This is a genomic window from Dolosicoccus paucivorans (assembly GCF_900100125.1).
GTDB classification, from domain to species: domain Bacteria; phylum Bacillota; class Bacilli; order Lactobacillales; family Aerococcaceae; genus Dolosicoccus; species Dolosicoccus paucivorans.
In genome coordinates this window covers 1-23,552 of record NZ_FNEL01000002.1, presented here as the reverse complement: position 1 = coordinate 23,552, position 23,552 = coordinate 1, and the positions used below count along the sequence as shown (strand labels likewise).

The following is a 23,552-nucleotide window of genomic DNA, read 5'->3' as shown; positions in this document are numbered from 1 at the left end:
TTTTCTTTACTTTACAAAGAGTTTTAGCAAAAGCCCTATGAACTCCACTTAAGAATTATCTATTGAAGTTATTGCACTCTACTTATAGGTCATATATAATAAATAGGATTAATTTTATAGGAGGCCTCATTGTGCAATATCGTAAACTATCACGTATTTTCCTAACAAGTTTGCTTGCAGCGCAAACATTTATGACTACTCTGCCAATGGTTACTTTTGCTGAAGATGAAGCAGAACAAACTGAGGAAGTAGAACATACGGAAGAAATTACTCAAGAAACCGAACAAGCTCAAGAAGTAGAACAAGCAGAATCTCACGAAGAAGATGAGTCACTTCCATCGGGATACACAAAAACACCTGATTTATCCAAAGAAGTCATTACAGATGTTGAAAATGACGTGTTTCAAATGCCAAGTGACTTTCCTCAAGATTTAGCGACACTGCCTTTAGATACTCGCTCTCATATTGTCGTCGATACAGAAACAGGAAAGGTTTTATTAGAACGAGATGCTAATACGCCGTATCCTATTGCGTCAATGACAAAAGTATTAGCGATGTATTTAATTTATGAAGCAATTGACAACGGCAAGCTTTCTTTAGATCAAAAAATTACCCCTAATGACGAAATTGTTGAAACCATTACTCAAGATCCAGAATTATCAAACGTTGGTCTTGAAAAAGGGGTCGCTTACCCTGTGGAAGATTTAATGCATGCGATTATGATCGCTTCAGCTAACGATGCAACTTCTGCTGTCATGTGGGAGATTTACGGTTCTGAACAAGAAGCCTCTAAAGCAATGCAAGAAAAGTTAGACGAATGGGGCTTAAATGGACAAATCTTTTCTGTTTCCGGTGCACCTAATGAAAACTTACCGGAATCAATGTGGTTAGAAGGATCAACCGCTGATGATCAAAATACTCTTTCTGCTCGTGATGTGGCTTTAATGTCTTACTATACGGTAAGAGATTACCCGCAAATTTTAGATATCACTAAAAAAGACGAGTATACCTTTATGAAAGATACAGACTATGAAGAAGTCCTACCAACTAACAACCGTCTTCTCGAAGGCTATGACTTTGGTCGTCCAGGAGTTACTGGTTTGAAATCTGGTTATACAGACCAAGCTGGCAAGAACTTCGTAGCTACTTCTAATGAAGATGGTCACCCTATTATTGCGGTGGCAATGGGCGTATTCGGTGAAGAACTAAGCACTTATGAAGAGATTGCGACGATGTTAAACGGTATTGAGCGCAATCCTGAAGTATATAATATGGATCTTCCTGTCTTTTGGAAGAAGACACGTGCTGAATTAGAAGAAGAAAAGCAACAAGAAGCTGAAAAAATTATCGAAGAAGAAATTACTAACGGCGAGCCGGTAGAAAACAATCGTGATTCTGGCTTAACTAACTTCATGCGTCGTATATTTAACTTCTTCTAACGAATATTTTAAAGAACTCATCATTGGGTGAGTTCTTTTTTTGTACAAAAAAAGCCGAAAGAAGCTTTAAACTTCTTTCGGTTAATTCTATTATTTGTCGTAATTACTTTTAGCAGCAATATCTTCCTTAATTTGTTGAATAAAATCTTCAAACGGAATTGTATGGGATTGTTTTGAACCATAACGACGGATATTAACGGTGCCGTCTTCCATTTCTTGATCTCCAATAACAATTTGGTAAGGAACTTTAGACGTTTGGGCTTCACGGATTTTATAGCCTAATTTTTCGTTACGTAAGTCCATTTCAATACGTAAACCTTGACGAATCATTTCATCATGAAGTTTACGAACATGTTCTTCGTGAGCTTCTAAGTTAACTGGAATAATGACTCCTTGAACCGGTGCTAACCAAGTTGGGAAAGCTCCTTTATACTCTTCAATTAAGTAGGCCACGAAACGTTCCATTGTTGAAACAACTCCGCGGTGAATGACCACTGGACGGTGCGCATCTTGTCCGTCTTCACCGACATAAGTTAAATCAAAACGTTCTGGTAATAAGAAGTCTAATTGAACGGTAGACATCGTTTCTTCAATACCAATGGCTGTTTTAAATTGAACGTCTAATTTAGGACCATAGAACGCTGCTTCTCCTTCAGCTTCAAAGTATTCTAAACCACTTTCATCCATAACTTCTTTTAACATTGCTTGAGCTGTTTCCCACATCTCATCATCGTCAAAGTATTTTTCTTTGTTATTTGGATCGCGGTAGCTTAAACGTAGACGGTAGTCAGTAATATTGAAATCTTTATATACTTCGCGAATTAAGTCTAAGACGCGTTGGAATTCTTCTTTAATTTGATCTGGTCGAACAAAAATATGCGCGTCGTTTAAAGTCATTTCACGTACACGTTGTAAACCAGATAATGCTCCGGATTTTTCATAACGGTGCATCATCCCTAATTCAGCAATACGAATTGGTAAGTCACGGTATGAGCGAATATCATTTTTGTAAATCATCATATGGTGCGGACAGTTCATTGGACGAAGAACAAGCATTTCTCCATCTCCCATATCCATTGGTGGGAACATGTCTTCGTGGTAGTGATCCCAGTGACCGGATGTTTTATAAAGGTCAGTTTTGGCCATAATGGGTGTATAAACATGTTCATAACCTAACTGTAATTCTTTATCTTGAATGTAACGCTCGATGACGCGACGAATAGTTGCGCCTTTAGGCAACCAAATTGGCAACCCTTGTCCGACTTCTTGAGAGATCATAAAGATATCTAATTCTTTACCTAAACGGCGGTGGTCACGTTCTCTTGCTTCTTGACGCATTTTTAAAAATTCATCTAAATCTTTTTGGTTGAAAAAGGCAGTTCCATAAATACGTTGCATCATTGTATTATCAGAGTTACCGCGCCAATAAGCCCCAGCTAAAGAAAGTAATTTAAAGATACGTAGTTTACCAGTGGACGGAACATGAACCCCGCGACATAAATCAACAAAGTCTCCTTGTTCATAAATTGAAATGACTTCATCTTCTGGTAAATCATTAATTAATTCCACTTTGAATGGAACTTTAGCGAAAATTTCTAACGCTTCTTCGCGAGAGACTTCTTTACGAACGATCGGTACGTTTTGAGCGATAATACGCTTCATTTCTTTTTCGATTTTTGGTAAATCTTCTTCACTAATAGGTTTTTCTAAATGAGTATCATAGTAAAAACCTGATTCAATGGTTGGACCAACACCAAACTGAATCCCAGGATATAAATGAGTTAACGCGTGAGCCATTAAATGAGCAGTTGAGTGACGTAAAATATCTAAGGCTTCTGGACTTTTATCTGTAATAATTTCAATCGCACCATCTTCAGTTAAGGGACGGTTATAGTCCACTAACTCATCGTTAAACTTACCTGCTAAAGTTGCTTTTTTAAGTGATGGAGCGATACTTCCCGCAACTTCTTCTACAGTAACGCCTTGATCAAAAGAGCGAACACTTCCATCAGGAAATGTTAATTGAATTTGTGACATATTAAATTCCTCCTATAAGTTAGGTGAACATAAAAACGCCCCATTGCCTCTGTAGACAATGGGACGCTTAAAACGTGGTTCCACCCAAATTCATTAGTATAAACTAACCTTTCATCTAGTTTAACGCACTAGAACGTCAATGTTAATCACTTACGCTTTCCATTGAAGGGATATGAAGGGGTCTTACATAAAATTAAGGCGAAACGTTCCACCACCCGTTTCTCTCTGGAGCCTGCTTCTTATGAAGGTGTCTTCATACTTGTTAAAACTATCATAATTGATTTTTAAATTTTCTGCAACTAATAATTATTGATGTCTACGGTTAGGACCGTATAATTCTACTTCTTTCGTTAAAGAATAGACACGTTCCATGAGTCGTTTGGCCTTTAATAAGTCGCGGTCATCTCTAGTTTCTGAAAAATGCTTTTCTAATAAAGCATAATCCATATTGGACGTAAAAAATGTCACTAAAGATTCTTTCATTCGGTACTCTAAAATAACTCCTAATACATCATCTCTTAACCAAGCCGAATTACTTTCTGCTCCAATGTCATCGATAATTAAAACAGGCACTTTTTTTACGTCATCGATAATTTGTTGAGTATTATTGCTAGCAAAAGAACCTTTTAATTCATTAGTAAAGGTTGGATAATGCATCATCGTCACCGCTACTCGTTCTTTTTCAACTAAAGCATTTGCTAGCGCACTCATTAAATAAGTCTTTCCGACACCAAAAGGACCATGAATATAAAGTCCTTTAGCTTGATAAGGGTCTTTTCGGTACTGATCTAAAAAAGAAAGAGCTTCTTTCATTAATTGCTGGCGATGGGTCGTATTCATATCATAATCTGCTAACGTGGCATCTTTAACGTCTCTTGAGATCATCCGGTTGTCGATTAACGCTTTAACTTTTTGTTCTTCTTTTTCTTTTAAATAATCTTTCGTTGGTTCATAGGTTACATCAATATAATTATCGTGTAAAAACAAAACCGGCGCAAATCCTGGGTTTTGACCGTCTTCACCGCGTTTTAACGCTTCCATTTCTAACATATATTCATGAAGTCTGGAATAACTGTTTTCAATCATATCTTGAGATAAATTATGTTCAGCGACAAAGGCTTTAATTTCCGGATAATTCATCATTTGTTGGATCGCTTCATTACGCTTTTTAATAAATTCTGGCGACTGGGTGTAACGTTTTAATAATCCACTCATTGATTTCATTTAATCACCCCTCTTTTTGATTATTAAACATCGCTTGAAGTTGAGCTTGCAAGCGTGCTGCTTCATCTTCTAGTTGTTGTTTAGAGACATTTTCTTCTGTCTTATCCGTAGATGACGAAGCGCTTGGTTGATTCATCCAAGTTGGGACATCTGCTTCTTTTCGCGTCCGTTTATTATATCCTTGGTTGAACTGGGTTTGTTTCTTTTCTTTTTGAATTTTTGCTAATTGTTGTTGAGCTTTAATTTCTTCTAACGCCTCGGCTCCTGTGTCAATTCCTTTTTGTTGCCACTCGCTAGCCGTTCTTTCTAAAGCGCCTTTAAAGACATTTGTTTGGTTTTGAATCACTAATAAATAATAGACTAATATATTAATAACCGTTTGGTTTAATTGACTTTTTTCTAGTAAATCTTTGACATAAAAAAGTTCTTGATCCGTTGCGAAACCATTTTTTAGCTGTTTAATCCGTTTAACAAACACGTCGCAAGGAATTTGTTCACTCACATAAATTAAATGAATTTCTTCGGATGTTAAATCAGGATATTCGCTTGCTAGTGCTTGTTTACGCTGATTTTCTTCTTCATTATTTTTTTGAGCTGATTGCGGTCTTTGATCTTTTTGTTCTTGGTGGAAGGCTCGTTTAGAAGCAATTTCTTTTAGTTGAAAGGTTTCGATGTGGCCAGTTGTTTGATTAATGGCTAAACGAACTAAATCAACCATTTCCCATTCATTTAAACCGTAAATAGTATGAATCGCTAAGACTTCTTCTTTTAAAGCTTGCGTTAAATCCGTATGATCAATGGCTTCGTTCATCAAGTGCTTCAAAAAGACACTGTAGTCAAATGTTTCAATAACTTGCGCTTGAAAAGTCTCGGCTTTTTGGTGTCTAAAGGCTTCATAGCCCATTTCCTCTTGAATCGCATTATAGGTTGCTTGACTGGATAATGGCTGAAACACTTGATCAAAATTAGTGGTTATTTCAACGTAACGTTTAGTGTCTAATCGATCAATTCGCCAAGATCTAAGTAACTGGTTAAAGCTTTGATCACCAATACGTTCAAACAGCAATGTACTGAGTAGCGAATTATCCATAAATTGCTTAAAATCCAACGGAAGTTGTAAATCATATAAAAAGCTTTGATTGTTAATATCCGCTTGTGAACTTGAATCACGATAGGTCCGCATCAATCCAATGGCTTCTAATTTCATCCGTGCTTCATTGGTTTGAGGGACCCCCATATTCAAAATTGTAAATAATTCTGAATGAATGCGCGTTTGACTCCACTGAACTTCTTCTAAAGGCAAATTATAAAGAGTTAAATACAAAGCGAGAGCTTCTTTTCCAATAATTGGCTGATATAGTTGGATAAGTGATTGCAGTTGAAGGGCCGATAATACACTTTGATGGCGAACTTTAAAAGGTTGTAGCGGGCTAATCGTCCAAGCCATGATCGGTCATTCCTTTATCCTCTTTCGATGTTTGAGGCATTGACTCTAGTTCCTTTAAAAACATCTCGCGAGACTGAAATTGACGGTAAACACTCGCAAAACGAATGTAACTGACTTCATCTAGTTCAAATAATAGCGGCATAATATATTCGCCAATTTGTTCACTTTCAATTTCTTGATCCGTTTGTTCACGAATGGCCCATTCTACTTTATTAGCTAATTCATTCATCTGTTCCCGAGTAATCGGGCGTTTCTCAGCCGCTCGAATAATGCCTCTTAATAGTTTATCTTTATTAAATTCTTCTCTTGTTCCATCACGTTTAACAACTAAAAGAGGAACTTGTTCGACTCTTTCATAGGTATTAAAACGATAATGACATTTTAAACATTCGCGACGACGTCGGATCGCTTCTTTAGTGGGTCTTGAATCGACCACTTTTGAATTGTCATGATGACATTTTGGACATTCCATTAACAACACCCTCCTAACAGTTCATTTAATATTTGATCAATTTGATCATACAATGCTTGGGGTTCCTTTGAATTATCTAATACTCGCGTAGCTAATTGCTTTTTTTCTTCTAAAGGCATTTGACTATGAATCCGATCTAAAGCTTGTTCTTTTGTAAAGCCGTTACGCTTCATTAAGCGATCGATTTGTGTTTCAAAAGGTACATAAACTACCCACGTTTCATCAAACCACGTTTCATAATTTCCTTCAAACAGTAGCGGAATATCTGCAAATATAAAAGCTGCCTTGTATTGTTCCATTTGACGTTTGATTTCTTGTTGAACGAGAGGGTGTAAAATACGATCGAGTTGCTGGCGTTTAGATGGATCACTGAAAATAATACTGCCTAATTTAGGCCGGTCCAGTGTTCCTTCACTCGTTAATACATCCTTTGAAAAGTATTCAACAATCTTTTTTAATCCAATAGTTCCGGGTTCAACTACTTGCCGGGCGATCAGATCGGCGTCAATGACGGGCCAGCCCTTTTCTTTTAAGTACAATGTTGTTGTTGATTTACCTGACGCGATACCTCCTGTAATGCCTATTTTCATTTATCTCTCTCCTAAGCTTTTAACGGTTGGCACTTAGGACAATAGTGAGTTCCGCGGCCACCTACTTTTATTTTTTCAATGGGAGTCTGGCAATGAATGCATAATGCACCCGTTCGGCCATAAATTTGTAGTTCTTTTTGATATTGTCCTAATTCACCTAAGCTGTTTTTATAAGTTCGAATGGTTGAGCCACCTTTAGCGGTCGCTTCTTGGAGAACTTGAATAATTTGTTCTCGTAAAGTTTCCACTTGATTTAAGGTTAACAGGTCAGCTTTTGTTTCCGGGTGAATCTTTGATCGAAACAATACTTCATCCACATAAATATTTCCTAATCCAGCGACGGATTTTTGATCAAGTAAAACCGTTTTAATGGCTCGTTTTGTTTTCTTAAGGGATGAGGCAAAGTCATCTAGCCTAAATTGTTCTTTCGTTGGTTCAGGGCCTAATTTTCTTTCTTCAAAATAGCGACCGACCCCTTGGGGGTCGATCAATGTCATTCGGCCAAACTTTCTAACATCATCATACTCTAATTGACTCCCGTCAGTCATTAAAAAGCGAACGTGAACGTGTTTTCCTTTTTGACTTGGGACTTGTCCTTTTGGATAAAAATTATACTTTCCTTCCATTCGCAAGTGAGAAATTAAAGCCCAATGAGTTAAGTAAATAATTAAATATTTGCCCCGTCGTTCGATTTTTTCAATGCGTTCATTTTGAAGTAGTTGACTCCACTCATCAATGGATAGAGTTGTATCGATAATATTAGGCCAATCGACCGTCACTTGTTGAATGACTTTTCCTTGGACCAATTGATTTAATCCTTTTCTAACCGCTTCCACTTCTGGTAGTTCAGGCATATTATCTTCCTTTCGACTTCAATTAATCAATATCATACCAACTATTGCCAATACCGTATTCAACTTTTAGTGGAATAGATAATTCTACCGCTGATTCCATAATGTCAGGAACGAGTTCTTTTAATTGTTCCATCTCTTCTTGAGGTCCTTCTAAAATTAACTCGTCATGAACTTGTAAAAGAATACGTGAAGCTAACCCTTTTTCTTTGAGTGCTTGTTCCAATCGGACCATCGCAATTTTAATAATATCAGCCGCTGTTCCTTGAATTGGAGAGTTCATCGCTGTTCGTTCAGCAAAGGAACGTAAGTTAAAGTTGCGGGATTTAATATCTGGTAAATAACGGCGACGATTAAATAGTGTGGAGACATAGCCATCTTTTTTCGCTTTAGCGACAATGTCACGCATAAATGTCTCGACTCCAGGATAGCGTTCAAAGTAACGATCAATAAATTCTTTCGCTTCTTTTCGCGTAATGTGTAAGTTTTGAGATAGACCATAGTCACTAATCCCGTAGACAATCCCAAAGTTAACTGCTTTAGCCATTCGGCGGTCATTGGCAGTAACCGTTTCATCATCTTCAATATCTAAAACGCGTCTTGCGGTAGTTGTATGAATGTCTTGGCCATCAATAAAGGCTTGTCTTAAATGTTCGTCCTCACTAATATGAGCCAATACGCGCAATTCAATTTGCGAATAGTCCGCTGCAAATAACTGATAATCTTCATGGGACGGAACAAAAGCTTGTCTAATTTTACGTCCTTCTTCCATGCGAATTGGAATATTTTGTAAGTTTGGATCCGTTGAACTTAAACGACCTGTTTGAGTTAAGGTTTGCACAAAATTCGTATGAATTTTTCCGTCTTGTTTAATATATTTAGGCAGTCCAGCTAAATAAGTTCCTTGCAGTTTAGCGAGTCCGCGGTATTCTAATATTTTTTCGATAATTGGGTGTTTACCTAGTAATTCATCAAGAACGCTAGCGGCCGTACTGTAGCCGGTTTTAGTTTTCTTAATGACCGGTAACCCTAACTTTTCAAATAAAATTTCACCTAATTGCTTTGGAGAGTTAACGTTAAACTCTTCGCCTGCTAATTCATGAATCTCTTCTTCCATTTGTCCAAGTTGAGCTAACATTTCTTCGTTCATTTCGTTTAAACGTTCTTGGTCTACCGCAATTCCTCTAATTTCCATGTTTGCTAGTACTTTTGCCAGCGGGAATTCAATGGTTTCATACAGTTCAGTCATTTCGACTTTCGCTAACTGTTTAATGAGTTCATCTTTTAATTCCGGTAGGACACGTAAAATGCTAGCTAAATGATGGTGGAAGACTTCTTTATCTTCCGGAACTCCGCGTTTAGCTCCTTTACCGTATACCGCCACATCTGAAGTGACTAAGTTGGGTAGATCCAATAAGTCTAAAATATCACTCACTTCATGGGCCTGTTGTGTATTTAATAAGTAAGCGGCAATACGTACATCATAGTCAACACCTTGTAAGTCAACGCCTTGACGATGAGTTAGTACGTAGTCTCGTTTAGAATCTAAAGAAATAATCGAGTGATCCTTTGACTCTAACCACTGAGTGAATTCCTTTGATTTAAAGGCCACCTCTGGCGTTGTAATGTAAGCTTTCGTTTGGTCAATATCAGACCACGTGACCGCTACAATATCATCGAAATGAGGATTGGTGCCTAATGTTTCTAAATAAAGAGCACTGCGTGTCGGTAAGTGCTCTTTTTCTATTTTTTCTAAGACAATGGTTTCATATTCAGGAATAGTGTGCTCTGTTTCAGAGACGTCGCTTACCTCAAGGCCTTGTTCACTTTGTAAGTTAGTCAAAAATGTTTTAAAGTCCATTTGACGATAAAACTCAACCAATTGTTCGACATTTTTCCCTTTATAAGCAGTGTCTTCTAGTGTAATTTCTAAAGGAGCATTGGTTTCAATTTGAGCTAAATCACGACTCATATAAGCTTGTTCTTTATCATTAATAATGTTTTCCTTCATTTTTGACGGTTTCAGTTCGTCTAAGCCTGCATATAAACCGTCTAGCGACCCAAATTGGTGCATCAAACGAAGAGCTGTTTTTTCTCCTACACGGGTAATTCCAGGAATATTATCGGATGGGTCCCCCATCATCCCCATAAAATCAACAATTTGTTCAGGTGTTAAATTATACTCTTTTTTGATCGTTTCAGGCGTAAAGGCTTCGAGTTCACTCACTCCTTTGCGCGTAATTTCAACGGTAATATGGTCGTCTGCTAATTGAATTAAATCTTTATCCCCAGATATCACAATCACTTCATCTTCAGGATTGGACGATTTAGCAAGGGTTCCGATAATGTCGTCGGCTTCATAATTTAATAATTCATAATGGGAGATCCCATACCCATCAAGTAGTACTCTAAAATAAGGCATTTGTTCTTTAAATTCGCTCGGTGTTTTTGAACGACCTGCTTTATAATCTTCAAACAATTTGTTTCTAAATGTTATATTTGACTTATCCCAAGCGACTAATATATGTGTCGGCTTGAATTGATCTAAAATATTATCTAACATGCGATTGAAACTATATAACGCATTGGTATGTAATCCGTCTTTATTTTTAAAACGTTCAATATTAAAGATAGAATAAAAGGCACGGTAAGCAAGACTACTTCCGTCAATTAATACAATCTTTCGTGAGTTCATAAAATTCTCCTTTAGTTTGTTATATAAAGTAAAAAAATAAAACACTGATGTGTTTTTCGGCTTCTTATCTATTATAACAAAAATGTTACGTCCGTTTCTTCAAAGAAGTTGCACACATCAGTGTTGGTTTTATAGTTGTATTTTATTTAAACGTGAATAAGCCTCGCTAAATTGCTCAGATATCTTATCAATATCTCCAGCTCCCATAAATAATAGAACTGCATCTTGATAATTCATTAAAGGCGATAAATGATCTCTAGAAATTAGATCGTGATGCCCTTTAATTTTTTGTTGTAAATCTTCAATTCTAACCTTTCCAGAAGTCTCTCTAGCTGAATGGAAAATATCTGCTAAATAAATTTCATCAGCTAAGTTAAGTGCTTCAGCGAACTCATCTAATAATGCGACAGTACGACTAAAGGTATGTGGTTGGAAAATCGCAATAACTGAACGATCCGGGAACTTTTGTTTAGCAGCATCAATCGTTGCTTTAATTTCTACCGGATGATGAGCATAATCATCGATTACGATTAAATCGTCAATGGTTTTAATCGAAAAACGACGTTTGACCCCTGTATAAGTCGTTAAATGATTGGCGATTTCTAGAGGCTCAAATCCTTCTAAGCAAAGTAAAGTAATAACAGACAAGGCGTTTAATATATTATGCTTACCATACGTTGGAATTTGGAATCGGCCTAATTTTTTAGATTGGAAAATAACATCAAAACTTGATCCATCCACTGTACGTTCAATATTTGATGCATAAGTGTCACAATCTTCACTAAAACCATAAAAATAAACAGGAATATCCGTTTTTAATTGTCTTAAATACTCATCTTCTCCACAAGCAATAATCCCTTTTTTGGCTTGATTAGCAAAGTTTGAAAAAGCGTCAAACACATCTTCAATCGATTGGTAGTAATCCGGATGATCAAAGTCCACATTGGTAATAATGGCATAGTCAGGCTTATAAGAAAGGAAATGGCGCTTATATTCGCACGCCTCCATCGCAAAATAAGTGGCGTTTTCTAGCCCAACTCCGGTCCCATCCCCAATTAAGTAACTTGTCGGAGCGAGTTCTTTTAACGTATGGGCTAATAAGCCTGTCGTAGATGTCTTTCCGTGAGAACCTGTTACAGCAATACTAATATAATCTTCCATCAATTGACCTAAAAATTGGTCATAACGAATGACGGGTAAATTAAGTTGTTTAGCTCTGGCCAGTTCGATATTATTTTCATCGTTATAGGCATTTCCTGCGATAATGGTTAAGTCAGATTGAATATTTTCTTCATCAAATTCAAGTAAAGGAATATTTTGATTTTCTAGTTCTTGTTGAGTAAAGAAGTATTGAGCTTGATCACTTCCTTGAACTTTATATCCTTTACCGTGCAAAATAAGTGCTAGTGCACTCATACCAGATCCTTTTATACCTACAAAATGATAAACCGTATCATGTAACATCATATGATTCTCCTACTCTTTGAAATAATAGAAATTGTTCAGGTGTCTTTTGTAAACGTCTGACAATCGTTCTAATTTGACGATTCGATACACTATGAGGCGCCAAAGGACTAATAGAGGGCTTATCTTGAGAATCGTCATGATCTATTTCCTTTGTTTCTTCAGTCGGTCCCATAGGACTAATATATTCGCTTTTTTTAAATGGGGGTTTGGTTTTTAAAGACGGCTCATATTCGCCTAAGGGTGGCGTTTGTTCCGCAGTTTGATCCACTAATGACTCATCAGGCAAATTCAAATCTAATGGATGACCCGATTTACCTTCTTGTTTTAAATACGGTACAACATATTCACTCGGCGTACTGGATTTTTCTTCAAGTAATTGATCCGATTCATCTATATGCAACTTCGGTCTTTGAGCAGACTTTAACGCTGGCTGAAAAAGCGGCTGACGTTTAATGGTTGATCGTTTTAAAAAGCGTCGTTGCTTTTCTTCCTTATCCAATTCAATCCCTTTTCTTCCTTATTTCTAAAGATTACTTACTTAAATCACTAACAACATCTTCTAATGAAGTGCCTGGTTCATATCCGTCAGGTAATACCCAGATACCGTCTTCGTTTTCGATATGAGTTAAGTTTAACTCTCGCGTTGAACACACCATGCCGTGACTTTCAACTCCGCGCAACTCACCTGGCCAAATAATCATTCCATTAGGCATAACCGCTCCTGGTTTAGCGACAATAACGGACTGACCTTGATCGATATTACTTGCGCCACAAACAATTTGAAGTACTTCATCAGCTCCAACACGAGTTTGTGTTTTATTTAAATGATCGCTTCCTTCAACCGGTTCTATTTCTTCAACGTATCCTACAACAAATTTAGGTGTTTCGTCTAAGGATACCTCGACGTCAAATCCAGCTTGTTGGATGATATCGTTAATTGTTTTTTGATCTTCATTAGATAATGTTACCACACCTGTTTCGTGAAGAGGTAAAGATGATGAAATATTAAAAATATTAACACTATTTATTTTATTTGTTTCTTCATTTTTAATACACGTTACATTTTCTTTACTCTCTACCACTGGCAAATGTTCACTACGAGTTGCCTCGCGTGTCAATAATAAAACGTCCCCTGCAGCTTTTGGGTTATAAAATGCAATCCACATAATTCATTCCTCTTTCTTAATGACCTTGTAAAGTATTTAGTGTTGTTTTATCGAGTCGTCTTGCGACAGCTAACGCCATGTGTTTAGCTTGTTCATAATCTGAAATATTAAATAATGTTTGATGACCGTGAATATAACGGCCTGGCACTCCAATGACAGCACTTGGAATCCCCTCATTCATCGTATGAGCAGCTCCTGCATCAGTGCCTCCTTTAGAAAAGAAAGGTTGATATTTAACGCCTTCTTCTTCTGCCACCGTTTCAAAAAACTCTAACAATCTTGGGTGGGTAATCAGTCCTGGATCTTGAATGCGTAGTAAAAAGCCATCGCCTAACACGCCTTGACGGTCTTTAGCACCTTCTAAGTCATTGGCTGGTGAACAGTCTAATGCGATAAATACATCAGGTTCATAAGTGTGAACGGCGCCTTTAATCCCGCGAAGTCCAACTTCTTCTTGAACAGACGCTCCAGCAATCAATGTGTTAGGAAGTTGCTCGTTTTGTAGTTCTTTTAATAATTCTAGGACAAGAACACAACCATAACGATTGTCCCAAGCTTTTGCGATAACATTTTCTTTGTTAGCGGTTAAAACAGTCTTTGTTTCGGGAACAATCGTATCCCCTACACGAACGCCATATTCTTCGGCTTGTTCCTTTGAAGAAAAACCGGCATCAAATAAAATATCGCTCACTTGAGCGTTTTGAGCGCCCCTTCCTCTTAATAAATGAGGCGGAATGGATGAAGAAACACAAACGTAATCGCCCTTTTTAGTTTGAAGTGTATAACGTTGGGCTGAGACAACGTAAGGGTTCCATCCACCTAAAGGAATGACCGAAAATTGACCTTCTTTAGTGATGCGCTTAACCATAAAGCCGACTTCATCCATATGAGCGGCCATCATTAATTTCGGCGCTTGAGAATCATTGGCTTTTTTAACTCCAAAAATATTGCCTAAAGGAGAAATGTCGAGTTCGTCAGCATATTGTTCCATTTGCTCTTTCATAAATTGACGTACTTGACGTTCATTTCCTGAGACTCCTTGAAGTTCAGTTAACTCTTTAATCAATTGAAAAGTTGATGTTTGTTCAAAAGGTGTTGAAGACATTGAATATCCTCCTTAAATTATGTCGCAGTCTTTTATCCTATCTATTTTTACATATATAAGCGACTAAATCAATGACGCTGACTTTAAAGTCTTCTTTCCAATGTTATCCACTTCAAATTCATGTTACAATTAAGTTGCTTCATTTCATGAAAAAGAAAGGATGATGACCAGTGGCAAAACGTAATAATTCAAAAACACCGATCACCGCTCTTTTATGGGGTGTCGGCGCTATTTTAAGTATTGCAAGTATCTTACTTTATAAAGAACTTCAGCCCTTTGACGCAATGGAATTACTCGAAGAAGTAAAAGAGGACTTTAAAGAGCGAGGTATTGTGCAAGACGGTTGGATTTCGAGTCAGATGATAGATTACGATGAAGAAACAAAAGCTTATCGCGGTGGATTATATTGTCATGAAGAAGACCGTGTTCACTACTACGAGTTTCTTGTCGATGCTTACAGCGGACATTTACTAGAAATCGCTGACAAACAAAAGCCACATTCAACTCGTGCTTAATCATTCAATTCATGGTATAGTTTTTAAATAATCGAACATTTTAGAAGGGAGGGTGAATCATGAGCAAAAAAGCAACTGACTGGGAATTAAAAATGCCTCTTGGCGATACAGGTCAAGCTTTTATGGGAGTAAAAAATGAAGAACGACTCTTTTTTAAATTAAATACTTCACCTTTTGTCGCTGCTCTATCGGCTGAAGGAATTGCACCTCGACTCAAATGGGCAAGGCGGACAATTGACGGCGATATTTTAACAGCACAAGAATGGCACGATGGAAGACTTCTCACTCCTAATGAAATGATGGATCCATCAGTGATTGATTTAATTCACTATATCCATCATTGCGATCATTTGCTGAGCTCACTGGAAAAGATTCATCCCCAAAAAACTTACCCCATCGATTTTATTGATCACTACTTTAAAGGATTACCCATTGCTTTAGCGAATCACCAATTCTTCAATGAAGTGATTGATTTTTTAGAAAATGACTTAGACGAAGCCTTTTACAACGTTGACTATGTCGTCTGTCATGGCGATTTACACCATTTAAACTTTTTGGAATCTCTTAATAATCATCTTTATTTAGTCGATTGGGAAGAGGTTAAAATTGCGGATCCTTTAAGTGACATTACTTTTTTACTATGTCAATACTTTCCACCTAGTCAATGGTCTAGTTGGTTTAAAGAATATCGAATGCCCATGGAAGATAACTTTTATCAACGGGTTCAGTGGTATAGTTTGATGAATGCTTTAAGATTAATTAAGCACTTTTATTTAATTGAAGATTATGAAAAAGCCAATCAAATGATTTTATTGCTACGCGCTATTTACAAAGCCGCAACGCAGCCTCACTTATCTTCTAATTTATTACAACATAAATAAGCTCTTTCCTACTCCGCGTAAGAAAGAGCTTGTTTTTATTTACTATGTAATAAATCTTCAAACTCGCCTAAACGTTGTTCAAAAACATCTAAGGTCGCATCAATATAATCGGCTTGGGTCATATCTAACCCTGCTTGTTTCATTGTTTCAATTGGATATTGGCTACATCCTGACTTTAAGAAGGTTAAATATTTATCTAATGCTTCTGGTTCTTCATCTAAAATGCGTTTAGAAAAAGCTGTTGCGGCCGCAAATCCTGTCGCATATTGGAACACATAGTAATTCATATAAAAATGTGGAATACGCGTCCATTCTAAAGCAATTTCAGAGTCTGAATTCACCCCTGAGCCATAATATTTTTCGTTAATTCGGCGGTACTCTTGTGACAAGTACTCTTGTGTTAACGGAATGCCTTTAGCATCAGATTCATGCATTAAATGCTCAAATTCAGCGAACTGGGTTTGACGGAATACCGTTCCTTTCAAACCATCTAAGAAGTGGTTTAAAATGTACAGCTCTACTTCACGATTACCCTTATATTCCTTTAATAAATAATCTGTTAGTAGATTTTCGTTCGTTGTCGAAGCAATTTCAGCTAAAAAGATCGCATAGCTTCCATAAACATAAGGCTGGTTTTCACGGGTTAAATAACTATGAACACTATGACCTAATTCATGAACAAGTGTGTATAACCAGTTCACTGTGTCTTGCCAGTTCATTAAAATATATGGCTTACTATCGTAGCTTCCTGAAGAATAAGCACCGCTTCGTTTACCTTTATTTTCGTATAAATCAATCCACTGTTCATCAAATGCTTTTTGTAAAATTTGATGATATTCTTCGCCTAAAGGTGCCAGAGCTTCTAACGTAATGCGCTTTGCCTCTTCATAAGTAACTTCAATAGGCGCATCCCCTAAAAGAGGTGTATACATATCATACATTTCAAGTTGTTCTACATTTAGTAATTCTTTTCTTAAATTCACATAGCGGTGTAATAATTCTAAACGCTCGCCAACTGTATTAAGTAATGTATCGTAAACCGCTTCTGGAATATTATTTCTAAATAAGGAAGCTTGGCGCGCAGAATCAAACTTTCTTACTTTCGCACGGTAATTATTAGTTTTAATTTCACTATTTAAAATCGAGGCGATAGTATTTTTAAATTGATCATAGACCGAATAAAACGCTTCAAAAGTATCTTTACGAACGCGACGATTTGAACTTTCTAACATTTTTCCGTACACACTATGAGTCAGTTGAACTTTATTCCCCTCTTCGTCTTCAATTTCTGGGAATTTTAAATCCGCATTATTTAGCATACCAAATGTTGTACTTGGTGAGCCAAAAATTTCGCTTGCTTGAGCTAACAGCAATTCTTCTTGTTCTGATAAAACGTGAGGACGATAGCGCGTCGCATCGTCTAAATATTGCTCATACTCTTTTAACGCGTCATTTTCTTCAATAAATTGCGCTAAAGTTTCTTGCGGAATCGATAAAAGTTCTGGGTTAAAAAAGGCAACGGCTTGACCGAATTGACTATAAAGCTGCACAGCTTTAGCATGCATTTCTTGATAAGTCGAATTTGTTTGGTCTTGGTCGTTTTTTAAGTGAGAATAGACATAAATATTCGTAATTTGGCGTTGGATTGCTAACAACGTTTCAATTGCTTTAAGTAATTGCTCACTACTTTGCCCGAGGGTTCCTTTAAAGGGTTCGATGTCTTCTAGTGATTTATTTGCCTTGTCATAAGCTTCTTGCCACTCATTATCATCTGCAAATAAAGACGTCAAATCCCATTGAAAATTCGGATCCATTGCACTTCTTTCTTTCAGTTGTTGACTCACGTCAATTCATCTCCTTTGAATGTTAAGTCTTATGTCTAGTTTAACATAACACACACTAACTCTCACTGAATTCTTGTTGGTTAAAAAACTCGCCATTCATTAGCTGTTCTATTTCCTCTTGGATCACCCTTTGCCAAGGTCCATCTAGTAAAGGAAACAGCTCATAGTTTATTTGTTCAGTTTCAATGAAATGATCATATACGCTAGTAAACGTCTGTTTTGTAGCTTCAAAAAAGAGTCGTCCTAACGTATACCAAATGGGCTCTTTAAAGACCCAACTTTTCGGTTGAAAGCCCCAAACCCAATAAGGTAAATCTTCCAAAGAGTGACCTAAACGATAAAAGGTATTTAAATAACGACGGTAGTTAGCGGTTGATTTGATACCTTCTAATGCATAGCGACTTTTCAGTGTCTCAGTCGGTTGCTTTAAAGCGGTTTTTTCGCGTTGCTGGATCTTTGTAAATCCATTAAACAAATCAGTTAAAGTGGTCTGATTTAATGGTAACCTCATTGTTTGATAAGTTAATTTGTTACTTTGCCAAGCGATCGGTAAATGATAGCGAAGCACTAACTCGTTTGAAGTGACGTTATAATAAACTAAATACAACCCTAAATGACTATTATATTGAACAAAGTTAAAATGCCATTTAGGAATCGTCGTATTAACTGTTTCATCGTCTAGTAACCATAGTCCTTTAAGAGATTGCTTTTTATAACCTAATTGGCGCTTGTAAAGGTCTGTTGCTGATAAACGGGAATGTTGAAATTCAATACACCATAATTGTTGACTGTCTAACGGGTATTCGACTAATACATCTGGGTATTGCGATGTATCTTTCAAGTACATTTCTGAACCCCAATGCAATTGATTATCTTGAAACCAGTGACTTAATTGCTCTTTAGCTAACTTGTGTTTTGGACTCTCAGATAGAGCCACACGCTTTTTTGTAACGTGGCTAAAAAATGGAACATCTTTTGATGAGCATTTAACAATCACTTCTTTTTTACACTTCGGACAATAAAAGGGTCCTTCTTTTCCTAGTACTTCTTGTGCATAAACAACTCTTTGATCTTTTGTAAAAGCCATATATAACATAAAAAATCCCTCCTATGTATAAATACACCAAAAGGAGGGATTTCCATTTTATAATTTAGATAAAGTTTCTAAAGCATCTATTTCTTTAATTAACGAGGCGTGTTCTTTCAATACTGCTGGCGTAATTGAGGCCAATTCGCAAAACTCTAACATACTTGCAAAGCGTTCGACCATTTCGTCCATCGATTGATCCCACTCAGGCTCCACCGTTAAAATCATAAAATACTCACCATTTAACGTATAAAGACTTGTAATTAGCCCATCATGAGAAATATTACGAGCCATTAAAATAAAGTCTTCTAACGTCTTAAAATGAAGAACTTCTTCTTCAAAAGCATAGGACACTTCGCTATCTTCAAGATCATCATCTTCTAATTGAGAGGATGGTTTATTGCGATCTATTTGACCAGTTAAGTGAGATTTAGAAAAAGCACTCGGCTCTTTTTGAAGCATCTCATCGGTCAAACCTAATGTGTTTTTGAGTAAGTGATCAAAATATTCTTGTGGATCATCGGAAGCCATTGATGAGCTTACTCCATCGGCACGACTAATAAATAATTCCAATCCATTAGATGTTGGAATGACTTGAAAAGTTACTGCGTCAGAATCTTTAAACTGATTATCTACATCGACTTCTTCTAACACGGAGCGAAAGAATGCTTCAATCTCGTGTTGATTCCCTACTAAGTCTAAAAAGTCAATTTCTCGTTCAGCAAGATCTTGAGAATCAATTGTTACTTTAATGAGATTATCATTGATTCTTTCCATTTCCATATTATGCACCCCCTTGATATCCATTTCAGTGAATGGATTCACTTATCCTCTATTATATACATTATTCATTTATTAAGCCAATAGCATAAAATAAATTTAATGATTGTTAAACAAAAAAACTGACAATGATTGTCATTGCCAGTTGATCGTCTGTAAAAGATTACTCATTCACCATTTCGCGTGCTTTCATTAACTCTAAAGCGCGCACTTCTCTTGGAAGAAAGCGTCTAATTTCATCTTCATTAAAGCCGATCTGTAAACGCTTCTCATCAATAATAATCGGTCTTCTTAACAAACCAGGTTGTTCTTGTACCATATCAAAGAAGTCGTTTAAATGCAGTTCGCTCAGCTCAATATCAAGTTCTAAAAATGCTTTAGAACGTGTAGAGATAATATCTTCTGTCCCCTCTTCCGTTAAACGAAGAATTTCTTTTAATTCGTCGACTGTTAAAGGATCAGAAAAGATATTGCGTTCCACAAAGGGAATTGAATGTTCTTCTAACCATGCTCGAGCCTTTCGACACGAGGTACAGCTTGGAGTAATATATAACGTTACCATAAATGGTCCACCTTCCTTCGTACCATCATATGTATTTCGACTGCTAAGTACAAGTATACTTATTAATCTCTCATATTTCTAGACTATTTTATAAATATTGAGATATTCTTAATAAATTTGTATCACACATTGATAAATGATTATTGCTTTTACTTGAGTTTTTTTATAAGTTAAAGTCCGCTATAATAGACAGTAAGAAGAATACACTACAAAGGAGATCCTTATGAAGAAAAATGCCTTTTCTGGAGTTCAACCCAGTGGAATTCCAACTATTGGAAACTATATCGGTGCAATGCAAGGTTTCGTCGATTTACAAAAAGAATATAATACGACCTATTGTGTTGTTGACGAGCATGCGATGACGGTTCCAAGTAATTTAGAACACTTAAAGCAACGCACGCGCGAACTGGCAGCGTTATATTTAGCTATCGGAATTGACCCTAATGAATCAACCATCTTTGTTCAATCAGACGTCCCTGCTCATACACAAGCTTCATGGCTTGTCACAACTCTTTTAGGAATTGGTGAGTTAGAACGAATGACTCAATATAAAGATAAAGCATCCAAACAAGAATCAGTCGGAGCAGGACTTTTAATGTACCCAGCTTTAATGGTAGCTGATATTATTCTTTACGATAGTCACGTCGTTCCTGTCGGAGAAGACCAACGTCAACATTTAGAATTAACTCGTGACTTTGTAGACCGTTTCAATAACCGCTTCGGCAAGAGAAAACGTCTACTGGTTAAACCAGAACCTCTCTATCCTAAAGCAGGCGCTCGCATTATGAGCTTACAAGATCCAACCTCTAAAATGAGCAAGTCGGATGATAACCCTCGTGGCTTTATCTCTCTACTTGATACACCAAAACAAATTGAAAAGAAAATTAAAAGTGCCGTGACGGACTCTATTGGTGAAGTGAATTATGATAAGGAAAATCAACCTGCTGTTTCTAACTTATTAGAAATTTATTCTAGCGTTTCTCATCGTTCCATTGATGATTTAGTTAACGAATATCATAGTTTAGGATACGGTCGATTTAAACAAGATATCGCTGACAGCATTATTTCTGTCATTGAACCGATTCAAGACCGTTTCAATCAATTAGTCGATAGTGATGAATTAACTCAAATTCTTAAAGAAGGTGCTGTAAAAGCTGACCACCAAGCCCAAGAAGTTCTTCAGCGAATGAAGGATGCGATGGGGATTGGCTACTAAATAAATAATCCCCCATCGATTTTTTGATGGGGGACTTTATTATTCGTCTAATTGACATTTAGGACAGAGTCCATAAAGTTCGATTTTAGCTGCCGAAACTTTATAACCTGTTTCACTTTGAGCTTTATCGACAATATCATTTGTTTGATTGAAATGAAAATCACTAATACGGTTACATTTTTCGCATACGATGTGATGGTGATGTTCGCCAACAAAGTCATAACGACTTGTCACACCTGAGAATTTCATTTCAGTTACAAAGCCTTCTTTAACAAGCACATTTAAATTATTATAAACAGTAGCTACACTCATTCCAGGATTATCAGGTAAAAGATCTTGATAAATTTCTTCTACTGTTGGATGTTTAGTAGTTTGAATCATATACTCTAAGATGACGCGTCTTTGAGGAGTAATGCGAATCCCTTTATTTCTCAAATCGCGAATAATATTATTAGCTAACTTTTCACCATAAGAATCATCCGTTCCAAAAGGTGTCGTTAGAGGTTGAACTGACATGAGGCTCACGCTCCTTTATTAATAACTTAGAATAATTATCGATAAAATTATACTACTATTTTCTTCTTTTAGCAAACTTCGAACTAAAAAGCAATATTTTCAATTGATTTTACTTGAAATACACCGTCAATATATTATGATTAAAGTGATATTAAAGACTGTTTTAAATATATTAGGAGACAAGATTTAAATGAAAATTGGTGCACGTGTCTTTAAAACCGGTCTCGCCATTACCTTATCCATTTTTATATCCATGATGATTACAAAAGGTGATGGGATTTTAGCCGGACTTGCCGCCGTTTATTCGACTCAACCTTCTGTTAGAAAGTCTTATGAACTGTTCTTTCAGCGGGTTTTATCGAACATTGTAGGTGGTATTATTGCGGTCGTTGTCACGGCCTTTCTAGGTTCTAGCCCTCTGGCGATTGGATTTATTTCGATCCTTTTGATCGCCACGTTAAACACATTAAATTTAGGAAATTATATCGGTTTAGCTCTTGGTACGGTGATTGTCTTAACGGCTCGAGGAGACGAACAAGCCGTGACTATTACTCGCGCTATATTGCGGGTAGGTGATACTTTAATTGGAGTCAGCGTATCTTTTTTAATTAACTGGTTAATTTACCCGCCTCATTACGACGCTAAGATGTTTACCGTCATCGATCAAGTCAGTACTGAAGTCATTATTTGGATCCGAGCTTTCATGCGTAAAAATACTGATTTTACTGTCTTAGCTAGCGATATTAAATGGGCTCGCAAGCAGATGAAGGACTTTAATCAATTATTCGGTTTAACTCGTAATGAAATGATTTTAAATAAATCTAAACGTGTTGGATTAGCTCGTAAATTAGTTATTTACCGTTATTTAGGCGAAACAACTCAAAGTGCGATTGAACTGCTAAATGTCTTACATGAAAATAACTTTGTTTTTGATGATTTTCCCGATGATTTGCGGATTATGATTCGTCATCGTCTAGAAACTTTACTAGCTGCCCACGAGCAAATTTTAATGAAATTTAGTGGTCGGGTAGATCCTGATGAAGTTAATTTTATTGATATGAATGTGTCGTCTCATAAAACTTATATGAAAGAATTTTTTGATGCAGCCCATGAACATGAAGACGATTTAATGAATGGAAAAGATTTTATGTATAACACAGAGTCTCACCGAGTAATTCATATTATGTCCGCGATTTATAAATACGAAGAAAACTTATCCACATTAAACCGTTTAATTCGAAATTTTAAGTCAAAACAAATTACTAAAGACTTAGATTTGCAATTAGATGATCATCATATTTATTAAAAGCCGCTTACTTCGATCAGTATATAGTGACCCCAAAAAGTTAGACTAGATTTTATGAAGAGTTACCCCAATAATGGGTAGCTCTTTTTTGTGTTTCTGAAAGATTCAATAAAGATATAAAACTTAAGTTGCTTCAAGGTGACCAATTTCGCAAAAACAGAGGAGCTGCTAATTGACCTAACCAAAACATCTCATCAGACATCCAGGCTTGTCAAGAGAAAGAGCGAAGCGGCTCTTGATAAGTCTGGATGGTTTGTGAAACCATTGAGGTTAGGTGATTTACGACATGTTTAGGCACTTAAAAGTAATTGTTGTTGTCTGTATTCGACAGGACTTAAATAGCCTAATTTCT

General features: G+C 36.6%; 21 protein-coding genes. 5 read left to right on the top strand and 16 right to left on the bottom strand.

Annotated features, from left to right (window positions below; all coding sequences use genetic code 11):
- Positions 1-131: 131 nt before the first annotated feature.
- A complete protein-coding gene (locus tag BLR79_RS00555; RefSeq protein ID WP_092083821.1) occupies positions 132-1,439 on the top strand; it encodes a D-alanyl-D-alanine carboxypeptidase family protein in 1,308 nt (435 codons plus the stop codon).
- A 90-nt stretch (positions 1,440-1,529) separates the two neighbouring features.
- Here the strand turns inward: BLR79_RS00555 and thrS are convergent, their stop codons facing one another.
- From thrS to pepA, 11 genes are all read right to left on the bottom strand, one after another.
- Positions 1,530-3,476, bottom strand: a complete 1,947-nt coding sequence (gene thrS, locus BLR79_RS00550) for a threonine--tRNA ligase (RefSeq protein ID WP_092083819.1) — start codon at positions 3,474-3,476, stop codon at positions 1,530-1,532.
- 306 nt (positions 3,477-3,782) lie between these two features.
- Positions 3,783-4,700, bottom strand: a complete 918-nt coding sequence (gene dnaI, locus BLR79_RS00545; protein ID WP_092083817.1) for a primosomal protein DnaI — start codon at positions 4,698-4,700, stop codon at positions 3,783-3,785.
- Positions 4,701-4,704: 4 nt separating this feature from the next.
- Positions 4,705-6,147 carry a replication initiation and membrane attachment family protein gene (locus BLR79_RS00540; protein ID WP_092083814.1) on the bottom strand — a complete coding sequence of 481 codons (1,443 nt, stop codon included), beginning with the start codon at positions 6,145-6,147 and terminating at the stop codon, positions 4,705-4,707.
- Positions 6,131-6,619, bottom strand: a complete 489-nt coding sequence (gene nrdR / locus BLR79_RS00535; RefSeq protein ID WP_092083812.1) for a transcriptional regulator NrdR — start codon at positions 6,617-6,619, stop codon at positions 6,131-6,133. The genes BLR79_RS00540 and nrdR overlap by 17 nt, the downstream gene beginning before the upstream one ends.
- A complete protein-coding gene (coaE, locus tag BLR79_RS00530; protein WP_092083810.1) occupies positions 6,619-7,209 on the bottom strand; it encodes a dephospho-CoA kinase in 591 nt (196 codons plus the stop codon). The genes nrdR and coaE overlap by 1 nt, the downstream gene beginning before the upstream one ends.
- Before the next feature lie 11 nt (positions 7,210-7,220).
- Positions 7,221-8,063 carry a DNA-formamidopyrimidine glycosylase gene (mutM, locus tag BLR79_RS00525; protein ID WP_092083809.1) on the bottom strand — a complete coding sequence of 281 codons (843 nt, stop codon included), beginning with the start codon at positions 8,061-8,063 and terminating at the stop codon, positions 7,221-7,223.
- 22 nt (positions 8,064-8,085) lie between these two features.
- A complete protein-coding gene (gene polA / locus BLR79_RS00520) occupies positions 8,086-10,755 on the bottom strand; it encodes a DNA polymerase I (protein WP_092083808.1) in 2,670 nt (889 codons plus the stop codon).
- Between the two features lie 129 nt (positions 10,756-10,884).
- A complete protein-coding gene (murC, locus tag BLR79_RS00515) occupies positions 10,885-12,222 on the bottom strand; it encodes a UDP-N-acetylmuramate--L-alanine ligase (protein WP_092083807.1) in 1,338 nt (445 codons plus the stop codon).
- Positions 12,209-12,721 (bottom strand): hypothetical protein, encoded by a 513-nt coding sequence (locus BLR79_RS00510; protein ID WP_092083806.1) that lies wholly within the window; start codon positions 12,719-12,721, stop codon positions 12,209-12,211. Before BLR79_RS00510 ends, murC begins: the two co-directional genes overlap by 14 nt.
- Before the next feature lie 31 nt (positions 12,722-12,752).
- The gene (gene ytpR, locus BLR79_RS00505; protein ID WP_180955433.1) at positions 12,753-13,388 is read right to left on the bottom strand and encodes a YtpR family tRNA-binding protein; all 636 of its coding nucleotides are present in this window, start codon (positions 13,386-13,388) and stop codon (positions 12,753-12,755) included.
- Between the two features lie 16 nt (positions 13,389-13,404).
- Positions 13,405-14,493 carry a glutamyl aminopeptidase gene (gene pepA / locus BLR79_RS00500; protein WP_092083803.1) on the bottom strand — a complete coding sequence of 363 codons (1,089 nt, stop codon included), beginning with the start codon at positions 14,491-14,493 and terminating at the stop codon, positions 13,405-13,407.
- A 170-nt stretch (positions 14,494-14,663) separates the two neighbouring features.
- Here pepA and BLR79_RS00495 point away from each other — a divergent pair, with 170 nt between their 5' ends.
- Positions 14,664-15,008: a PepSY domain-containing protein gene (locus tag BLR79_RS00495; RefSeq protein WP_092083801.1), complete on the top strand. Its 345-nt coding sequence runs from the start codon at positions 14,664-14,666 to the stop codon at positions 15,006-15,008.
- Positions 15,009-15,067: 59 nt separating this feature from the next.
- Complete coding sequence (locus BLR79_RS00490; protein WP_092083799.1) at positions 15,068-15,889, top strand: phosphotransferase family protein; 822 nt, start codon at positions 15,068-15,070, stop codon at positions 15,887-15,889.
- A 35-nt stretch (positions 15,890-15,924) separates the two neighbouring features.
- On the opposite strand, the gene pepF is transcribed toward BLR79_RS00490, so the two are convergent.
- From pepF to spxA, 4 genes are all read right to left on the bottom strand, one after another.
- Complete coding sequence (gene pepF / locus BLR79_RS00485) at positions 15,925-17,703, bottom strand: oligoendopeptidase F (RefSeq protein ID WP_092083926.1); 1,779 nt, start codon at positions 17,701-17,703, stop codon at positions 15,925-15,927.
- Between the two features lie 85 nt (positions 17,704-17,788).
- A complete protein-coding gene (locus tag BLR79_RS00480) occupies positions 17,789-18,829 on the bottom strand; it encodes a competence protein CoiA (RefSeq protein ID WP_092083797.1) in 1,041 nt (346 codons plus the stop codon).
- A gap of 48 nt (positions 18,830-18,877) precedes the next feature.
- Entirely contained in the window at positions 18,878-19,603 is a 726-nt protein-coding gene (locus BLR79_RS00475) for an adaptor protein MecA (RefSeq protein WP_092083795.1), read from the bottom strand.
- A gap of 160 nt (positions 19,604-19,763) precedes the next feature.
- Positions 19,764-20,162 (bottom strand): transcriptional regulator SpxA, encoded by a 399-nt coding sequence (gene spxA / locus BLR79_RS00470; RefSeq protein WP_092083793.1) that lies wholly within the window; start codon positions 20,160-20,162, stop codon positions 19,764-19,766.
- Positions 20,163-20,385: 223 nt separating this feature from the next.
- Here spxA and trpS point away from each other — a divergent pair, with 223 nt between their 5' ends.
- Positions 20,386-21,378, top strand: a complete 993-nt coding sequence (trpS, locus tag BLR79_RS00465) for a tryptophan--tRNA ligase (protein WP_092083791.1) — start codon at positions 20,386-20,388, stop codon at positions 21,376-21,378.
- Positions 21,379-21,417: 39 nt separating this feature from the next.
- On the opposite strand, the gene BLR79_RS00460 is transcribed toward trpS, so the two are convergent.
- Positions 21,418-21,894 carry a Fur family transcriptional regulator gene (locus BLR79_RS00460; RefSeq protein ID WP_092083789.1) on the bottom strand — a complete coding sequence of 159 codons (477 nt, stop codon included), beginning with the start codon at positions 21,892-21,894 and terminating at the stop codon, positions 21,418-21,420.
- Between the two features lie 190 nt (positions 21,895-22,084).
- On the opposite strand from BLR79_RS00460, the gene BLR79_RS00455 reads away from it, so the two are divergent.
- The gene (locus tag BLR79_RS00455; RefSeq protein ID WP_092083787.1) at positions 22,085-23,200 is read left to right on the top strand and encodes an FUSC family protein; all 1,116 of its coding nucleotides are present in this window, start codon (positions 22,085-22,087) and stop codon (positions 23,198-23,200) included.
- Positions 23,201-23,552: the final 352 nt, after the last annotated feature.